An 18,135-nucleotide genomic window follows, 5' to 3' on the forward strand; every position below is an offset into this window, starting at 1 on the left:
AAAGGTCGCCCGTTGAAACAGAAAACTTGTGACATTCGTGAGAAAGTCGCCTAAGAGCTTTTGCTTTTAGAATCCCCCACTTGAGCTTGTCGAAAGTGGCGGGAGTATGTCAATCAGCAACAATAGCCAAGATTTGCATCGCTAGCGTCTTGTTAAAGGGGCGGCATAAGGCGGCAAATCTCGTTTGAACGTCGATAAGGTCGTCGATGCTATCACCAGCAAAGCGCACGGTCAGATTTTGACTGGTATTTGATTGGCGCAATACGCCAAACCCGCGCGCAAAATCTAAGCGCACGCCATCGATACAGCTAAGCTTGGTGCTCACTGGCAATAGCGTTTGCGCCTGCTCTAAAGTAGTAGATTGGCTTTGCTGCGAGCACGTACAAAGGGACGGCGCACAGGCAACGACGGCTTGCGGGTTGAGTTGATGTATAGACGCAGCTGATGTCGCGTGAACCAATTGCTGTAAATACTGACAAAATCTTGCCAGTTGCTGCACGATAGAGCAGTCGTTAGCTATAGTTTTTGGTAGCGGTAAATAATGGTCAGCGGTACTGACGATAACCGGTAAACCTTTAATAATATCGGCTAGGCTTTTTGTACGAGTTGACTGAGTACCTTGAGATTTTCCCAACCAATGGAGCAGTCGTAGTGCTGCATACATGGCGTCATCATAAAGTATAAAGCGGCTATCATTAAAAATAAAATGCCCAGATAGCTCACCAGCAAAGGTTATTTGACCGTCAGACTGCTGCATTTGTTGGCGCATGAGGCTGCTGCCAGTTTTACTAAGCACAGGCGTGGCGCCAATTTCACTGATAAGCTTGGGCAGATGATGACAGCATTTAATATCAAAGAGCACTTGCGGGTATGGTCGCGAAGTCTTTAATGTTTGCGGACTTTCAATAACCGCTATTTTTGCTAATAGATAAAGCAGGTGGTCGGGCGTGACGACTTTGCCCCGACTATCGACTACCATTAACCGATCGCCATCACCATCAAAGGCGATACCTATATCTGCTTGATGAAGCAGTACGCTTTGCTGCAACTGTTTAAGACGCTGCGGCTCAGTCGGGTCCGGATTGCCAGCAGGAAAGTCACCGTCTGGCGTATCGTTGAGCATGATGACACTTTGGCAAAAATGCGTAAATAAAGGCTTGGCGATATTGCTGGTGGCGCCGTGCATACAATCAATGACTACCACTAAATCAAGTTTAGAGGAGGGTGGGTGATTATCTTCTACAGTTTGATTAAGAGGCTGATAGATTTGCTTAAAAACTTGAGTAATAGCGTCGCTATAAGCGCTTGTGACTTGATTAGCAGGTAACTGCTGTTGTTTATAACGCACAGGCTGGTCATTGGTTTTTACAGACGAATTTTGCGAATTATAACTAGCTAGTTGTTGATATAACGTTTGAATATCGGCGCTACTAGGCGAGATATGATTGACGAGCCATTTCACTCCTAAAATATCTTTAGCAGAATGGCTGGCAGTGACAATAATGCCATGCCCCTGATATTGCTCCGCCCAAAAAATCATCATTGGCGTGGTAACAAGTCCTAGTTGGATGACTTGTAGACCATGCTGAGACAAGATATCAGCAAATATTTGCGCCATGCTACCACTACCGTCACGCACATCATGACCAACAACGACAATGGTTTTTTCGTTAGTGCTTCGGCTACTATTTTCGCCAATATTTTCTCTATAAATGCTTGGCTGAGCTTGATAAAGATACGCAAAAGCATTTCCCAAGGCATGAATAAAATCATCGGTAAAATGCTGGCGCGACCCACGAATATCATAAGCACGAAATAAGGAGTGCTGCGCAGCAAAAGACGGCATCGCTTACTCTCCTTATAGTCGTGATAAATGGGCTAGTGGTGAATGAAAAATCGCTGATTATTTTTATTGCTGCGCTTGATGCTAAATAAAAATCCAATGATGCTTACTGTTTAATGCTGATATTCAATGCTACTGACGACCAGAATGGCCAAAACCGCCCGCACCGCGCGCGCTGGTATCACTAAATTCTGCCACCACTTCAAACTCCGGACGGGCGACTGGTACAACCACATATTGCGCCATACGTTCTGCTGGGTTGAGTACGAAGTCTTCATTGCTGCGATTCCAAATACTAACCATCAGCTCACCTTGATAATCGGCATCAATCAAGCCGACCAAATTACCCAAGACGATACCATGCTTATGACCGAGACCTGAGCGCGGTAAAATCATACCCGCAAAGTTAGGGTCTTGAATATAAACGGCAAGTCCAGTGCCTATTAAATACGTGGCTCCCGCTTTAATGGTCAACGGTTCATCAATGCAAGCACGTAAGTCAATACCTGCGCTGCCATCGGTAGCGCGCGTCGGTAGCGAGAACGCTTTATCTTCAGTAATTTTAGGGTTTAATACTTTAACTTGTACAGCTTGCATAACGCACTCACTTAACGATGTAATGGTTGTATAAACAGAATGAATCACATTTTTAACGATTAGGTTTTAAATGCTTAACAACAACTATTAATACCCCACTCTCAACTTGTTTTTCTAAGGTATTGGTTTACTTAGTTTTTAAAATTTCAGTTAAAACAATTAGAATTTTAAATTCTATAAAAATCAAAAGCCTACGATAAGTTGAGATTGGCGTATTAATAGAAATAGCTGCTGATTTTTAACTTTTGTTTTTCAACTTTTCATGGGCGGTCGACTAAAGAATCAGCACGCTCGCCAAGCCCAAAAACGACATAAAGCCCACTATATCGGTCACGGTGGTCAAGATAACCGAGGCGGATAGAGCAGGGTCGATATTCATACGTTTGAGCATCAGCGGAATACTAATGCCTGAAACGTTGGCGGCGGTCATATTAATCGCGATAGCAAGCCCGATGACGGCGCTGATTTTAACATCATGAAACCACAATTGGGCAATAATCGCCATGATTATCGCCCATATGATACCGTTTATCGCGCCAACCCACAGCTCTTTATTTAATAACCATAGGCGATTCGACCCACCGATTTGACCCATGGCCATCCCGCGAATGACCACCGTCAGCGTTTGCGAGCCTGCAATCCCGCCCATACTGGCAACCACAGGCATAAGAATCGCCAGTGCCACAACCTTTGCTAATACCGCTTCAAACTGGCCAATCACCGCGGCCGCCAATAGCGCGGTACATAAATTAATACCAAGCCAAATACTACGGCTTTTGGCACTGGTTAAAATGGGCGCAAACAGCTCTTCATCTTGGCTCACACCAGCCAGGTTTTTCATGGTGCTATCGACATCATCTTGGATGATTTCCATGATATCTTCGCCGTTTAACTGTCCAACTAACTCGCCGTGGCTGTTAATCACTGGCGCAAAGCGAATATCTTCTGAGCGGAAAATCGACGCCGCATCTTGAATATCTAAGCGATCATTGACAGTGATGGCGCTATGTATCAAATCGGCGACTAAGGTGCTTTGCGGGTGTTTAATCAAATCAGCCAGACTTAATAAGCCAAGCAGCTGCTGGCTTTGGTCGACGACCAACAGCTCTTGGCTCTCATCATCAAGTAAATCAGCATTTTCTCGCAGCCAGTTTTGTACTTCTGCAAGGGTGATGTCGTCCCTGACTTGAATGAGGTCAGGATCCATATAACTGCCGACTTCCCAGTCTTCATAAGTATCGAGCTTATTGACCTGCACTCGGATGTCTTCATCCAAGGTTGCCATTACCGAGGTACGCACGCTTTCGGTAACGGTGTCTAAAATCTCAGAAATGTCCTGCGCATCAAGGTCTTGGGTAAACAGCGATATCTCTTTTGAAGAAACATTCTCCAACAGCGGCTGGCGGGTATCAAACTCCAGCTCTGCCAGTACTTCACCTTTGATATTTTCTGGTACTTGCGCCCAAATCAGTAAGCGATTTTGGCTCGGGAAAGACTCTAATAGGCTGGCAATCTCATATTCTGATTGCTTTTCTAAAAACTCAGTAATCGCCGCATACGCTTTTTCTGCTACCAATTCTTGCAAATATAATAACTTATATTCGCCGCTTGCTTCTGCCGGATTATAGTCAGCCTGTCGGGTCAATGGTCGTTCAGGATTCGTCGTCGAGGTCGGCATAAAGGTTCCAAATTTTTAAAAGATATTCGTATAAAAATTGAGTTTACCGCTCATGTAAAGAGCGGTAAACAGGGTATCGCTTAAGTTTTAAACTTAACGATTACCTAGTAAAGCACGAATATTGGCCAAGTATTCATCAGCGACTTTTTCAGGGTCTTTGCTGGCTTTTTTCTTTTTCGCTTTGGCCGGCCAGTCGATATGATCTTCTGGCAATTCATCCAAAAAACGCGATTCAGAGGTGACGCGCATTTGCCCGCCTGCACGGCGCTGGGTCGCAAGCGTCAACGTCAGCTCACGGCGAGCGCGGGTAATACCCACGTACATTAAACGCCTTTCTTCCTCAATGGTTTCACTAAGGATAGAGTTGCGGTGTGGTAGCATTTCTTCCTCAAGCCCCATGATATAGACAAAATCAAACTCCAAGCCTTTTGCCGCATGTAAGGTCATCAGGTTCACTTTATTGGTATTCTCTTCTTCTTGCTGCTGCTCGAGCATGTCAAGGAGCACCAATTTGCGAATAATAGTATCAATGGTACGGTCTTCATCTTCTTCAGCGCGATTAATCAATGACTGAATACTGGTATAGAGCATGTCGATATTATCGATGCGGTTTTTTTCTTGTTGCGGTGTTTTGGCGTCGCTACGGACAAAGTCGATATAGCCGGTTTCGTCAATCATTTGACGGACGATAGGCACGGGGTCGGGGTGCTGATCGAGCTCACGGGTATAATGCTCGATGAAATCGCCAAACTCTTTTAAGGTACCATAGGCTTTTGACGGCAACACATGAGCAAGTCCAGCGTGGGTACAAGAGGCGAGTAGCGAAATGCTATGCTCTTGCGAAAATAGACCAAGCTTTTCAAGAGTAGCAGGGCCCATGCCGCGCTTGGGCGTATTGATAATACGTAAAAACGCGCTGTCGTCTTCGGGGTTTAAAATCAAACGCAGATAACCCATGATATCTTTGATTTCGCTACGGGCAAAAAACGACTGACCGCCCGATAATTTATACGGCACTTGCAGCTGACGCAATTGCGCTTCAAGCATGCGCGCCTGAAAGTTACTGCGATAAAGAACGGCGTATTGTTCCCATTCATTACCAAAACGCAGTTTATGGGTGACGATTTCTTTTGCCACGCGCTCAGATTCATCGTCGTCATTACGGCAATTAATAATGCGAATTTTTTCGCCTTGCCCTTTATCTGACCACAGTTTCTTTTCAAATAAATGCTCGTTATTGGTAATAACGGCGTTGGCAGAGGTCAAAATACGCGTGGTTGAACGATAATTTTGCTCAAGCATGACGATTTTTAATTTGGGGAAATCTTCTTTTAGCAGGGCCATGTTTTCAGGCTTGGCACCGCGCCAGGCATAGATAGATTGGTCATCGTCGCCCACGACGGTAAAACGCCCTTGTGGTCCGACCAGATATTTAATCATCTCATACTGGGCGGTATTGGTATCTTGATACTCATCGACCAATAAATAACGAATACGGTTTTGCCATTTATCGCGCAGCTCAGCGTTTTCACGTAAGATTTTGGTTGGCAGTACAATCAAATCATCAAAATCTACGGCGTTATAAGCGCGCAAATTACGCTCGTATAAAGCATAAAGCGTCGCAAAAATCATATCTTCTGGGTCGTCTAAGGTTTCCATCGCCTTATCCGGCTCAATCAAATCATTTTTCCAATCAGAAATCATTTTTATCGCTTTGCCAACCAGCTCACGGCTTTCGGCGCCGCTTAAATTGTCACGCATCATCAGCTCCATTAAGAGCCGCTTGCTGTCATCGCTGTCCATGATGGAAAAGTTGCCTTTCAATGGCGTATGAATCAGCTCGTAACGCAAAAACTGCAAGCCAAATTGGTGAAAGGTCGATACCGTCAGACCGCGAGTTTTTTCACTCGGCAGCAATTTACTGACCCGCGCTTTCATCTCACGCGCCGCTTTATTGGTAAAGGTCACCGCGGTGATACGCTCGGCTGGCATGTTGCATTCTTCGATGAGATAAGCGATTTTACGGGTAATCACCGAGGTTTTACCGGAGCCTGCCCCAGCCAATACCAATAAAGGTCCTGAGACATAAAGCATGGCTTCTTGTTGTTTGGGATTAAGTTGACTCATAAGATGACCTGTAAGACAAAAGCAAAAAAGAAGATAAAACGAATAACGGATAGTAGCATCGTTGACGAAAGTCGTTGTTAAGCAAAATATGATAAAAGGCTGCGATGCTTGGGATACAACGATGATTTTAATCAAACGCTGATTTTATTAAGATGATAATAATAAAAATCATAACGTCAATAAGGATGGTATTTTTAATAAAGACGATATTTTCGGTAAAGTACACCCAATAATAAAGGGTAACAAAATGTGTGTTCAAATAACGCCAAAGCGTCAAAATGAGGTGGGCTATTATAAAGCAAAAATCCTGTCTTTGGGCGAGGAGTTGGCAGCGGGTTTTGAGTTAAAAAAGTGTTTGCTTTGCGCAGCTTACACTATATATAGCAGCGTCCACATAAAAATTCAGATTCGCACGTAATATAAGGTAACGTCTATAACATAGTTTATGGTAAAAAAAACATATTTTTTTTGCAGATAAAATGACCATTCAATGCAGTTAAAAACTAGCTTTTGATTGCCGATATGCGTATAGTACGTAAATAATTTATGCCAGTTGTCACGTCATTGTTGACCACGTGTATGAGCTATTAAATCAATTAAGTACGCCAATAAATACGATATTGATTTAATACGTTGATCTTACGTTGTTAAAAGATGCGTTGGGCGACCAGCCTTTTATCCGCGTGCATGCCGGAATATCTATAGTTGGTCATGTCTGACATCGTCGTCAATAAGCTTGATAATTGGTTATTACCAGCACAGTAGCTATAATAGTCATGGGTTTATCACAGTCCTTGAGTTGTTTAAATATATTTGCTCAAAAATGAGTCAATGACAGCTACTTTGTGTTTTCGTCTGCGTTATGCTTATCGCCATTACCACCATCATTTGTGAGTATTCGCGGTGCGCTTGACACTCGATTGGGTGAGGAGCACGTATTATCATGTCTGCTTTTAATTGGTCAGCAATTGCTTTTATTTTAGCCGCCATTGGGCTAGTTGTCTTTATGCTGGTCGTTCCGCGCTTGCTTGGCGGTCGCTCTCAGGGCACACAAAAAGAAGAGATATTTGAAGCGGGTGTTGTCGGAGCTGGCAATGCCCGCATTCGTTTGTCTGCAAAATTCTATTTGGTGGCGATTTTCTTTGTGATTTTCGATTTAGAAGCGCTTTATCTTTATGCGTATGCCGTTTCAGTGCGCGAAGCCGGCTGGTTAGGGTTTGCTGCCGCCGCCATCTTTATCACAATCTTAATCATCGGTCTGATATATGAGCTGAGTCTGGGCGCGATGAACTGGGCACCAGCGGATAAACGCCGTAAACAAGCGCGTCTATATGCGGCGCCAGCCGGTTTTAATTTGGCCGACATCACCAAGTTTGATGGCGTTGATGAGCTGATGGTTGACCCAACAGGCAAGATACCGGCGCAGTCTTCAGGGCAAATTAATGTCTCAAACAATATCGAGACCAATCGTCGCCATTTACAACATATCGATCATATTAATACCACGGGTAATGTGACGTCAGTGGATTTTGCCACTGCTGCACAACAAGACTAGCTTTAAGTTCATTGCTTATAGCAGTCTTGTTTACACCTAAATGGTCATTTATTAATAATAGAAGTTATGGCGCTAGTGATGATAAATACTTGTCACGCAGCGCTTAAAATAAAGGTTGTATGTTATGAAATACACATTAACAAAAGCCAACCCTGATGCAGATATCTATCCTGCACAGACCAGTCAAACGGTCAATGACCCTATCGAAGAAGAAGTCAATAAAAACGTCTTTATGGGTCGTCTTGAAGACCTTGTCCATTCAACAGCAAACTGGGGGCGCAAGCACTCACTATGGCCATTTAACTTTGGTACCTCTTGCTGTTATGTCGAATATGCCACCACCTTAACCGCCGTACACGATTTGTCACGTTTTGGTGCCGAAGTCATTCGCGCCTCGCCCCGTCAGGCAGACGTAATGATTGTTGCTGGTACTTGCTTTGTGAAAATGGCACCGGTTATTCAGCGCCTTTATGAGCAAATGCTTGAGCCAAAATGGGTCATCTCGATGGGCGCGTGTGCCAACTCGGGCGGTATGTATGATATCTACTCAGTGGTGCAAGGCGTCGATAAAATCATTCCTGTCGATGTTTATGTGCCCGGTTGCCCCCCGCGTCCAGAAGCTTTGATTCAAGGTTTGATGCTGCTACAAGAGTCGATTACCAAAGAGCGTCGTCCGCTAGGCATTCATGTCAATGAGCAAGGTATTTACCAGCCGCAAATGACGCCTGAGCGTGACCGTAAGCAAGCGGACCGTATTGCGGTGAAAAACTTGCGTAGCCCAGACAGTATCTAGTTTATTAGCTCAATTGTTCATAATTCTTAGAAGTGCGCGTACGCTTATCACAGCTCGGTTATGATTGACATAGCTGGGTTATGATTAATGAAGGAAGACATCATTCATGGTCACGGTAGTTGAAAACATAGATCCTAATAACATGGATCCTAACAACAGGGATAAGATCAAACCTGTCCCAGCAGTTATCAAAGAACTGGAAGAAAAATATGCTGGTAAGTTTGTCGTACAGCACACGGTGGATGAGATTCCAACGGTGTGGGTGGCGCGTGCCGACTTATTAGACGTCTTATTATACCTGCGTAAATTGCCAAAACCTTACGTTATGCTCTTTGACTTATCCGCGATAGATGAGCGCTTGCGTCAGCATCGTCAAGGTTTGCCAGACAGTGATTTTACAGTGTTTTACCACTTGATGTCACTTGAGCGTAATAGCGATGTGCGTATCAAAGTCGCGCTCAGCGAAGACGATCTCAACGTACCGAGCGCGACCAAAATTTGGCCAAATGCTAACTGGTATGAGCGCGAAGTCTGGGACATGTTCGGCATTGTCTTCAGTGGCCATCCACATTTAACGCGTATCTTATTGCCTAAATATTGGGAAGGTCATCCACTGCGTAAAGAATATCATGCGCGCGCGACGGAATTTACCCCGTATTTCTTAAATAACGCTAAACAACAATATGAGCAAGAGAACTTGCGCTTTGTCCCTGAAGAGTGGGGCATGAAACGCTCGGGCCGTGATGAAGACTTTATGTTCTTGAACATTGGTCCTAACCATCCCTCTGCTCATGGTGCATTCCGTTTAGTGCTACAGCTTGACGGTGAAGAAGTTGTCGACTGTATTCCTGATATCGGCTATCACCATCGCGGCGCCGAAAAAATGGCTGAGCGTCAAACGTGGCATTCTTATATTCCTTATACCGACCGTATTGATTACCTCGGCGGCGTCATGAACGAGCTACCGTATATCATGTCGGTTGAAAAGCTTGCTGGGATTACGGTGCCGCCGCGCGCTGAAACCATCCGTGTGATGATGAGTGAGTTTTTCCGTATTACCAATAATCTGCTATTTGTTGGTACCTTTATTCAGGATGCGGGCGGTATGACGCCAGTCTTCTATATGTTTACCGATCGCCAAAAAGCTTATGACGTCATCGAAGCGGTGACTGGCTACCGTATGCATCCTGCTTGGTTCCGTATCGGCGGTACAGCACACGACTTACCGCGTGGTTGGCAGCGTTTGGTTCGTGAGTTCCTAGATTGGATGCCAAAACGTTTAGATGAATACGTAAAAGCAGCATTGCAAAATAGTGTGTTAAAAGGTCGTACCCAAGGCGTTGCCCAGTACAATACCAAGCAAGCATTGGCGTGGGGCGTCACTGGCGCAGGTTTGCGAGCCACAGGTTTGGATTTTGATTTACGTAAAGCACGTCCGTATATGGGCTACGAGAACTACGATTTTGAGATTCCAGTTGGTTATAACGGCGATGCTTATGATCGCTGTATGGTAAAAATCGAAGAGATGCGCCAGTCGCTACGTATCATCCGTCAATGTATGGATAATATGCCGCAAGGTCCTTATAAGGCGGATCATCCATTGGCCGTACCACCGCCGAAAGATCGTACCTTAAATGATATTGAGACTTTGATTAATCACTTTATCTCGGTTTCTTGGGGTCCTGTGATGCCAGCGGGTGAGTGCGCCACGATTGTGGAAGCAACCAAAGGTCTAAACAGTTATTACATCACCTCAGATAAAGCGACGATGAGCTATCGTACCCGTATCCGTACGCCGACATTTGCGCACCTGCAACAGATGCCATCGGTGATTAATGGCTCGTTGGTCTCTGATGCCATTATGTATTTGGCCTCGATTGATATCGTCATGGCCGATTGTGACCGTTAACGGTTTGGGTTGCTGCATTTATCATTAATTTTCATAAATGTTAAATGGTAGATGTTAAATATTAAAAGTACGCCAAGTTTTATTAATATGTTATCGCCAGACTGGCACACCAAAACGCTGTTGCTGCGCCAAGCACTATATAAACAGTGGGCTGAGTGAGGAAAGAAGAAGATTATGAGAATTGTTTCCGATAAAATGCCAAAAGTAGATGTGGCAAGTATCTTAACCGCAGAAGAGATTGCGGCTATCCATGAGTTTATGCATCATTATCCTCATCCGCGGGCAGCGTCTTTAGATGCCCTAAAAATCGTGCAAAAGCGTAACGGCTGGGTCGATGATGCGCAAGTTAATGCCATCGCTAATATTTTAAATATCCCTGTGACCGACATGGATGGGGTGGCAACTTTTTTTAACCGTATCTATCGTCAGCCGGTCGGTCGTAATGTCATCCTTATTTGTGATTCGGTGGCTTGTTATTTAACGGGCTACGAAGCGCTGGCGGCTGAATTAAAAGCGCAGCTGGGCATCGACTATGGTCAAACCACCGCTGACAACCGCTTTACGCTATTGCCGATCTGCTGTTTGGGCAACTGTGACAAAGGTCCTTCTGTGTTAATCAATGAAGACACCTATGGTCCTGTGCAGCCCACTGAAGTCGCCCAATTGTTGGAGCTATACGCATGAGATTAACCATTTCAGAGCAGATTGCTCGTCGCGGTCAAGGCAAAGCGCCTAGCCAATTAAATGACCAGCGCATTCCTGTTTATGGCGATAAAGCAACCGCTACCAGTGAAACCAAACCGCTAACATGGCGCCTTGCCCATCACGATGCGGTATTGGACTTAGCCACTTATGAATCGCTACGCGGTTTTGAAGCCTTAAAAATGGCTTTAAACCAATCACCAGCCGATACTCTAAATACCATTAAAGAAGCAGTGGTCAAAGGTCGCGGCGGTGCAGGTTTCCCAGCTGGTATCAAATGGTCGCTGATGGCGCCACCCGATGGCGGTCCACGTTATCTCGTATGTAATGCCGATGAGATGGAACCGGGTACTTTTAAAGATCGTCTCTTAATGGAGCGTCTACCGCTACAACTTATCGAAGGTATGTTGATTTCTGCCTACGCGATTGGGGCAACGGCCGGTTATATCTTTATTCGCGGTGAATATATCTTAGCAGCAGAGCGTCTAACGGCGGCGCTTGAAGAATTGCGTGCCAATAACTTGGTTGGCGATAATATCTTAGGCTCAGACTTTAGCTTTGATTTGCACGTTCATACCGGCGCTGGTCGTTATATTTGCGGCGAAGAAACCGCTTTGATTAACTGCCTAGAAGGTCGCCGTGCCAATCCACGTACTAAGCCGCCGTTTCCACAAGTGGCAGGTGCATGGGGACGTCCGACCGTCGTTAATAACGTTGAAACTTTGCATAACGTTTCAGCGATTATTTTGCACGGCAGTAAATGGTATCAAGACTTACCAAAAGCCAAAGGCGTGGTCGAAACCCCAGGCACCAAGCTATTTGGTTGTTCAGGTTTGGTCAATGATCCTGGTCTATGGGAACTACCCTTCGGCTATACGGCGCGCGAAATTATCGAAGATTTTGCTGGCGGTATGCAAGAAGGTAAAAAGCTCAAGGCTTGGTTGCCGGGCGGCGCATCAACCGACTTTTTAACCGCTGAGCATTTAGATACCGTTGTCGATTTTGACACCATTCAAAAAGCTGGTAGCCGTATGGGTACGGGGCTAATTATGGTCGTCGATGAAGAACAAGACATGGTGCCATTACTACGCAACCTTGAGATTTTCTTCCAGCGTGAGTCGTGCGGTTGGTGTACGCCATGCCGTGATGGTCTACCGTGGGGCGTTAAATTGCTCACCGCTATTAACGATGGTCAAGGTCAAATCGGTGACGTTGAGAAATTAGAAGGCTTAACCCGTGACTTATGGATCGGTAAAACCTTCTGCGCCCATGCGCCGGGTGCGATGGAACCACTGATGAGTGCAATTAAATATTTCCGTCCTGAATTTGATCAAAAAATTGCGCAGGCGGTTGGCGAAGATGTCATTGAGGCTGCAGCTCATCAACAGCCAGAAGTGAAATAAGGAGAGCGGCATGGCAGTCATACATATTGATGGAACCACTGTCGAAGTAGATAGCAGCGACAACTTGCTCCAAGCCTGTTTGTCACTTGGCATTGATGTGCCGTATTTTTGTTATCATCCAGCCCTTGGCTCAGCAGGTGCTTGTCGTCAGTGCGCGGTTAAGCAATATCAAAATAAAGAAGATATGGAAGCGGGTCGCGGGCGCTTGGTAATGTCCTGTATGGTCGCTCCTAGCGATGATATGTACATTTCAGTCACCGACGATGAAGCCAAAGCCTTTCGTAAGTCGATGGTTGAGCTATTGATGGTCAACCACCCACATGACTGTCCAACTTGTGAAGAGGGCGGTCATTGTCATTTGCAAGACATGACCTATATGTCAGGTCATAGCCGTCGTCGCTATCGCTTTACCAAGCGTACCCATCACAATCAAGAGCTTGGACCGTTTATTGCGCATGAGATGAACCGCTGTATCGCTTGTTATCGCTGCGTACGTTTTTATAAAGACTACGCGGGCGGTGAAGATTTGGGCGTTTATGGTTCAAATGAACGCGTTTATTTTGGTCGTGATAAAGACGGTCAGTTCGAAAGCGAATTCTCAGGTAACCTAACCGAAGTCTGCCCAACGGGTGTATTTACCGATAAAACCCACTCTGAGCGCTATAACCGTAAATGGGATATGCAGTATGCACCAAGTATTTGTCATGGCTGCTCAGCCGGTTGTAACATCTCAGCGGGCGAGCGTTATGGGGAATTGCGCCGTATCGAAAACCGTTATAACGGTGAAGTAAACCGTTACTTCTTATGTGACCGTGGTCGCTTCGGTTACGGTTATGTCAATCGCGAAGATCGCCCAACGCAGGCGCTCGAGCGTATCAATGACAAGCATGTCAAAATCAATATCGATTATGCGCTTGATGAAACCATCAAACGTATCAAAAACAAAAAAGTCATCGGTATTGGCTCACCACGTGCCAGTCTTGAGACTAATTTTGCGCTAAAGAACATGGTTGGCTTTGATAGCTTTTCAACCGGTCTAAACCATCAGCAGCAAGCACTGGTCAATAAATGTATTGAAGTATTAAGCACTGAAGGTATTTATAACCCCGGTATGGCTGATATTGAAAGTCATGATGCGGTATTGGTATTGGGTGAAGATATTACCCAAACCTCATCACGTGTGGCACTATCGATTCGTCAAGCGGCAAAAAACGAAGCCATTAAAATGGCTGCTGCGACCAAAACCCAATCTTGGCTGGCTGAGCCAGTCAAACGTATTGGTCAAGGCGTGCAAAGTCCGGTCTATATCATCGACGTTATCCAAACCAAACTAGAAGATATCAGTAAAGTTAGCGTCGTTGCCACACCAGAAGATATTACCAAGCTTGGTTTTAAAGTGGCCGATGCGATTGCTAATCTTGCGGATGATTTAGCGCAGATAGCAGACGCGCAACGTGCCCAACAAGATGCTGATGAAGCGTCTGACCCAATGCAAGCGCTAGCCCAGCAAATCGCTTATGACTTAATTCAAGCTGATAAGCCGTTGGTGGTCTCGGGAACTAGTTTATCATCGATTGCTTTGATAGAAGCAGCGGCGCAAATCACCCAAGCGCTGACCCAAAAGCGTGCGGCGATTAAAGCCGCTGAGCAGCAGCAGGTCGAAGCGCATAACGCTAAGGTCGAAGCTGCTGAAGCACAAGCAGCAACGGCGCAGCAAAGCGAAGACAAAGACTTATCTGCTAAACCAAATAAACCAGAGACTGGCGTTGATACCGAAGCGCAAGACGATGTCGAGCGCGAGCCTGCAACCAAGCTTGAGCTCAAAGAGATTAATAAAAACTATCACGCGCAAGCGGGTATTTATTTGGCGGTTCCCGATGCCAATAGTATTGGCGTTTGTATGCTTGGTGGTCAATCGGTCGAAGAGTTATTAGCGACCGATTTTGATGTGGTTATCGTGGCTGAAAACCAGTTAACCGATGCCATTGATGCGCATAAGTTAACCCAGTTGTTGGCGGATAAAACCGTTATTGCCCTTGACCATCAATTGCTTGATTGGCATAAAGATGTCGATATCGTTCTACCGGCCGCGAGCTTTGCGGAAGCGGACGGTACGCTTATCTCTGCTGAAGGTCGTGCGCAGCGCTTCTTCCAAGTTTATGATAACGAATATTATCATCCAATGAGCAGTATTAAAGAAGGCTGGCGCTGGTTGCATGCCGTGCATAGCAGCTTAGAAGGTCGCGATGCCGATTGGACGCTGCTTGATGACGTTATCAATGCTCTAATCGCTACCCATCCTAAGCTTGCAGGTATTAAAGATGCCGCTCCTGACGCCGATTACCGCATGACTGGTTTAAAAATTGCTCGTCAGCCGCGTCGTTATTCAGGTCGTACTTCGATGCGTGCACCCGTATCTGTGCATGAGCCGATGCAGCCAAAAGATTTGGATACCGGTTTAACCTTCTCAATGGAAGGTTATAGCGGTAAGCAAACGCCAAGCTCGATGATTCCTTTTGCCAGTGCGGCCGGTTGGAACTCACCGCAAGCGTGGAATAAATACCAAGATAAAGTCGGTGGTAGCCTGAGAAATGGCGATCCAGGTGTCCGTTTATTTGATCGCTTAGAGCGTCTTGCCACGCGTCAATACGTTGCACCAGAAGCTACCTCGGCAACGACGACAGATATGCAGCAAGGACAAGCCAAACTGGTGCCAATTTATAATCTGTATGCCAGCTCGATGATGGCATCACGTAGCACAGTGGTTGCTGAGCAATTGCCGCTCGCTACATGGCGCGTCGGTATCGATGATGCCAAAGCATGGGGTCTTGCAGCGGGTGATTATCTAGCGATTGAGATTGATAAACAGCAAATCACCTTACCTGTTGAGTTCGTTGATTACTTAGCAGAAGGCTGTATCGGCTATCCGGTTGGGCAAGTGAGTATTATCCATCCGTCCATGCCAGCGTCAGTACGCAAAGTCGATGCGCCAGTGACGATGATGGGTAGTATGGCCACTGATAATGCTGTCACAGCCAACAACAATAACCGCGCCACGCCAGTAAATAGCGCGCCGACCACCACACAGGAGGTGTAATTTGCAAGTTACCCGTATTATCCCTGATGTGCCAAGCTTTTTGGCTGGTATGATGACCTTTGATACCTGGTCGATACTTTTTATGGTCGTGCAGGCGCTGGTTATCTTTTTAGTGGTGGTTATCGTGGCGGCGTTGATGATTGTTTATGAGCGCCGCATGCTAGCGCTTTGGCAAGACCGTTACGGTCCGAACCGTGTGGGTCCGTTTGGCTCATTGCAACTGGTTGCTGATATGCTCAAAATCTTCTTTAAAGAAGATTGGACGCCAAACTTTACCGATAAGTTTATGTTTACCTTGGCACCAGCGGTTGCCATGTTTACTGCGTTGGCATCCTTTGCCATTATTCCTGTCTCGCCAACCCTTGGGGTAGCTGATTGGGATATCGGTATTTTGTTTTTCTTTGCCATGGCAGGTATCGCAGTTTATGCGGTGATGTTCGGTGGTTGGGCATCGGCTAATAAGTTCTCACTACTCGGCGGCTTACGTTCAGCAGCACAAACCATCAGTTATGAAGTTTTCTTAGGCTTATCATTGATGGGTGTGGTTGCACTAACGGGCTCATTTAACCTACGTGAAATTGTTGAATCGCAAATTGACGGCTGGTATATCATTCCGCAATTCTTTGGCTTTTTAACCTTTGTTGTCGCTGGTGTTGCTGTCACCCATAGACATCCATTTGACCAACCAGAAGCCGAGCAAGAGCTTGCTGAAGGGTATCATGTCGAATATTCTGGCATGAAGTTTGGTATGTTTTTTATTGGCGAGTATGTCAACGTTGTACTGATTTCTGCGCTGATGACCTGTTTGTTTTTTGGCGGTTGGCTTGCGCCGTTTAATTTAGATATTCCTTTTATTCCACCAGCTTTTTGGTTCATGATTAAAACGCTATTCTTTATGACCATGTTTATTTTGGCTCGAGGCTCACTCATGCGTCCGCGCTATGATCAGGTGATGAACTTTGGCTGGAAAATCTGCCTGCCGGTAACTTTGATTAATCTCTTGGTAACTGCCGCAGTGATTTTGATTTTCTCCCCAATGTTATAGTCATTACTAGTAGCCATCACTGATGAACTAGGGTAAAGCTGATAAGGATAATAATCCCATGTTTACTACGATAAAAAAGACCGTCATTGGTATGTTTACCATTGTCCGCAGTATGTGGATGGTCAATAGTCATGCAATCAGGCCGCGCGACACCATTCTTTATCCAGAAGAGCCGGTGCCAGTACCGCCACGCTTTCGTGGCCGTATTGTGTTGACGCGTGACCCTGATGGTGATGAGCGCTGCGTGGCTTGTAACTTATGCGCCGTAGCCTGTCCGGTTGCCTGTATCTCTTTGCAAAAAGCCGAGCGTGAAGATGGTCGCTGGTATCCAGAATTTTTCCGCATTAACTTTTCACGTTGTATCTTTTGCGGTTTGTGTGAAGAAGCTTGTCCGACGACGGCGATTCAGATGACGCCTGATTTTGAGATGGGTGAGTATGTCCGTCAAAACTTGGTTTATGAAAAAGAGCATTTGCTGATTTCAGGACCGGGTAAATATCCCGATTATAACTATTATCGCGTGACGGGTATGGCGGTAGCAGATAAACCAAAAGGCGCGGCGCAAAATGAAGCGGCACCGATTGATCTAAGGAGCTTGCTACCATGATGAATATCTTAAACAGTCCTGAATTGGCAGGGTTTTATGCGCTGGCAGCGGTGGCAATATTTGCCAGCTTGCGCGTGGTAACCCTCGCCAATCCAGTGCATGCTATTTTATCGATGATTGTGTCGTTATTGGCCATCTCAGGTATTTTCTTTGTCTTAGGTGCGCCGTTTGCTGGTGCGCTTGAAATTGTCGTTTATGCCGGTGCCATTATGGTGCTGTTCGTATTCGTCATTATGATGCTAAATCTTGGCATGAGTAATGATGAGCGTGAAGAGCGCTGGCTTGATGCGGGTACTTGGGCGGTACCGACAGGGTTAACGATTATCATCGCGGTTGTGCTGTATGCGTTGATAGGGCTTAACCATACCGATACGGCAATGATTGGCGGTACGACCATTTCAGCTAAAGCCGTCGGTACGGTGCTATTTACCAAATACGTTATGCTGGTCGAAGTTGCAGCATTGCTATTATTGGCTGCGTTGGTGGCTGCTTATCATTTGGGTAAAGAGTCTAGTGATGATGAGATTATCGGTCACGACGCTCACGACTATAATCAAAGCCATAATAACAAAGCAAGCCAAGCCTCTAATCCAAATGTCGCCAGTATCAAACATTACGATGATAATGGTATGCCGATCGATACTGATGCGCTAAACAAGGCTGAACCATACGAATATAAAGAGGTTGACCCGCTTGACTATGTCGGTATGAATGTCGGTAAGCAGGCGGATATACAACGAGTCACGCGCAAGGAGTCAGACTGATGGTACTAGCAGCGA

At 45.8% G+C, this 18,135-nt stretch carries 13 protein-coding genes; 9 read left to right on the forward strand and 4 right to left on the reverse strand.

Going from position 1 to position 18,135, the window contains the following annotated elements; all coding sequences use genetic code 11:
* Positions 1–109: 109 nt before the first annotated feature.
* From JFC07_RS10465 to JFC07_RS10480, 4 genes are all read right to left on the reverse strand, one after another.
* Positions 110–1,846 (reverse strand): phosphohexomutase domain-containing protein, encoded by a 1,737-nt coding sequence (locus JFC07_RS10465; protein WP_191692303.1) that lies wholly within the window; start codon positions 1,844–1,846, stop codon positions 110–112.
* Between the two features lie 129 nt (positions 1,847–1,975).
* Positions 1,976–2,440: a dUTP diphosphatase gene (dut, locus tag JFC07_RS10470; protein WP_191692302.1), complete on the reverse strand. Its 465-nt coding sequence runs from the start codon at positions 2,438–2,440 to the stop codon at positions 1,976–1,978.
* Between the two features lie 274 nt (positions 2,441–2,714).
* The gene (gene mgtE / locus JFC07_RS10475) at positions 2,715–4,118 is read right to left on the reverse strand and encodes a magnesium transporter (protein ID WP_198329000.1); all 1,404 of its coding nucleotides are present in this window, start codon (positions 4,116–4,118) and stop codon (positions 2,715–2,717) included.
* Between the two features lie 93 nt (positions 4,119–4,211).
* On the reverse strand, positions 4,212–6,245 hold the full coding sequence (locus tag JFC07_RS10480) for a UvrD-helicase domain-containing protein (RefSeq protein ID WP_068406542.1): 2,034 nt from the start codon (positions 6,243–6,245) through the stop codon (positions 4,212–4,214).
* Between the two features lie 943 nt (positions 6,246–7,188).
* Between JFC07_RS10480 and ndhC the strand changes: the two genes are divergently transcribed.
* From ndhC to nuoJ, 9 genes are all read left to right on the forward strand, one after another.
* Complete coding sequence (gene ndhC / locus JFC07_RS10485; protein WP_198329001.1) at positions 7,189–7,800, forward strand: NADH-quinone oxidoreductase subunit A; 612 nt, start codon at positions 7,189–7,191, stop codon at positions 7,798–7,800.
* A gap of 124 nt (positions 7,801–7,924) precedes the next feature.
* Positions 7,925–8,593, forward strand: a complete 669-nt coding sequence (locus JFC07_RS10490; protein WP_068406534.1) for a NuoB/complex I 20 kDa subunit family protein — start codon at positions 7,925–7,927, stop codon at positions 8,591–8,593.
* Positions 8,594–8,699: 106 nt separating this feature from the next.
* Entirely contained in the window at positions 8,700–10,502 is a 1,803-nt protein-coding gene (gene nuoC / locus JFC07_RS10495) for an NADH-quinone oxidoreductase subunit C/D (RefSeq protein ID WP_156508515.1), read from the forward strand.
* Between the two features lie 174 nt (positions 10,503–10,676).
* Positions 10,677–11,186, forward strand: coding sequence for an NADH-quinone oxidoreductase subunit NuoE (nuoE, locus tag JFC07_RS10500; RefSeq protein WP_068406529.1), 510 nt, complete (start codon positions 10,677–10,679; stop codon positions 11,184–11,186).
* Positions 11,183–12,607 carry an NADH-quinone oxidoreductase subunit NuoF gene (gene nuoF, locus JFC07_RS10505; protein ID WP_198329002.1) on the forward strand — a complete coding sequence of 475 codons (1,425 nt, stop codon included), beginning with the start codon at positions 11,183–11,185 and terminating at the stop codon, positions 12,605–12,607. The genes nuoE and nuoF overlap by 4 nt, the downstream gene beginning before the upstream one ends.
* 10 nt (positions 12,608–12,617) lie before the next feature.
* Positions 12,618–15,704, forward strand: a complete 3,087-nt coding sequence (gene nuoG, locus JFC07_RS10510; RefSeq protein ID WP_198329003.1) for an NADH-quinone oxidoreductase subunit NuoG — start codon at positions 12,618–12,620, stop codon at positions 15,702–15,704.
* A 49-nt stretch (positions 15,705–15,753) separates the two neighbouring features.
* Positions 15,754–16,749 carry an NADH-quinone oxidoreductase subunit NuoH gene (gene nuoH, locus JFC07_RS10515; protein ID WP_198329012.1) on the forward strand — a complete coding sequence of 332 codons (996 nt, stop codon included), beginning with the start codon at positions 15,754–15,756 and terminating at the stop codon, positions 16,747–16,749.
* A gap of 58 nt (positions 16,750–16,807) precedes the next feature.
* On the forward strand, positions 16,808–17,356 hold the full coding sequence (nuoI, locus tag JFC07_RS10520) for an NADH-quinone oxidoreductase subunit NuoI (RefSeq protein ID WP_191692298.1): 549 nt from the start codon (positions 16,808–16,810) through the stop codon (positions 17,354–17,356).
* Complete coding sequence (gene nuoJ / locus JFC07_RS10525) at positions 17,353–18,120, forward strand: NADH-quinone oxidoreductase subunit J (RefSeq protein ID WP_198329004.1); 768 nt, start codon at positions 17,353–17,355, stop codon at positions 18,118–18,120. The genes nuoI and nuoJ overlap by 4 nt, the downstream gene beginning before the upstream one ends.
* The last annotated feature ends 15 nt before the right edge of the window (positions 18,121–18,135 follow it).

Origin of the sequence: Psychrobacter faecalis (assembly GCF_016107575.1) — a bacterium.
In the GTDB taxonomy this organism is placed as follows: Bacteria; Pseudomonadota; Gammaproteobacteria; order Pseudomonadales; family Moraxellaceae; genus Psychrobacter; species Psychrobacter faecalis.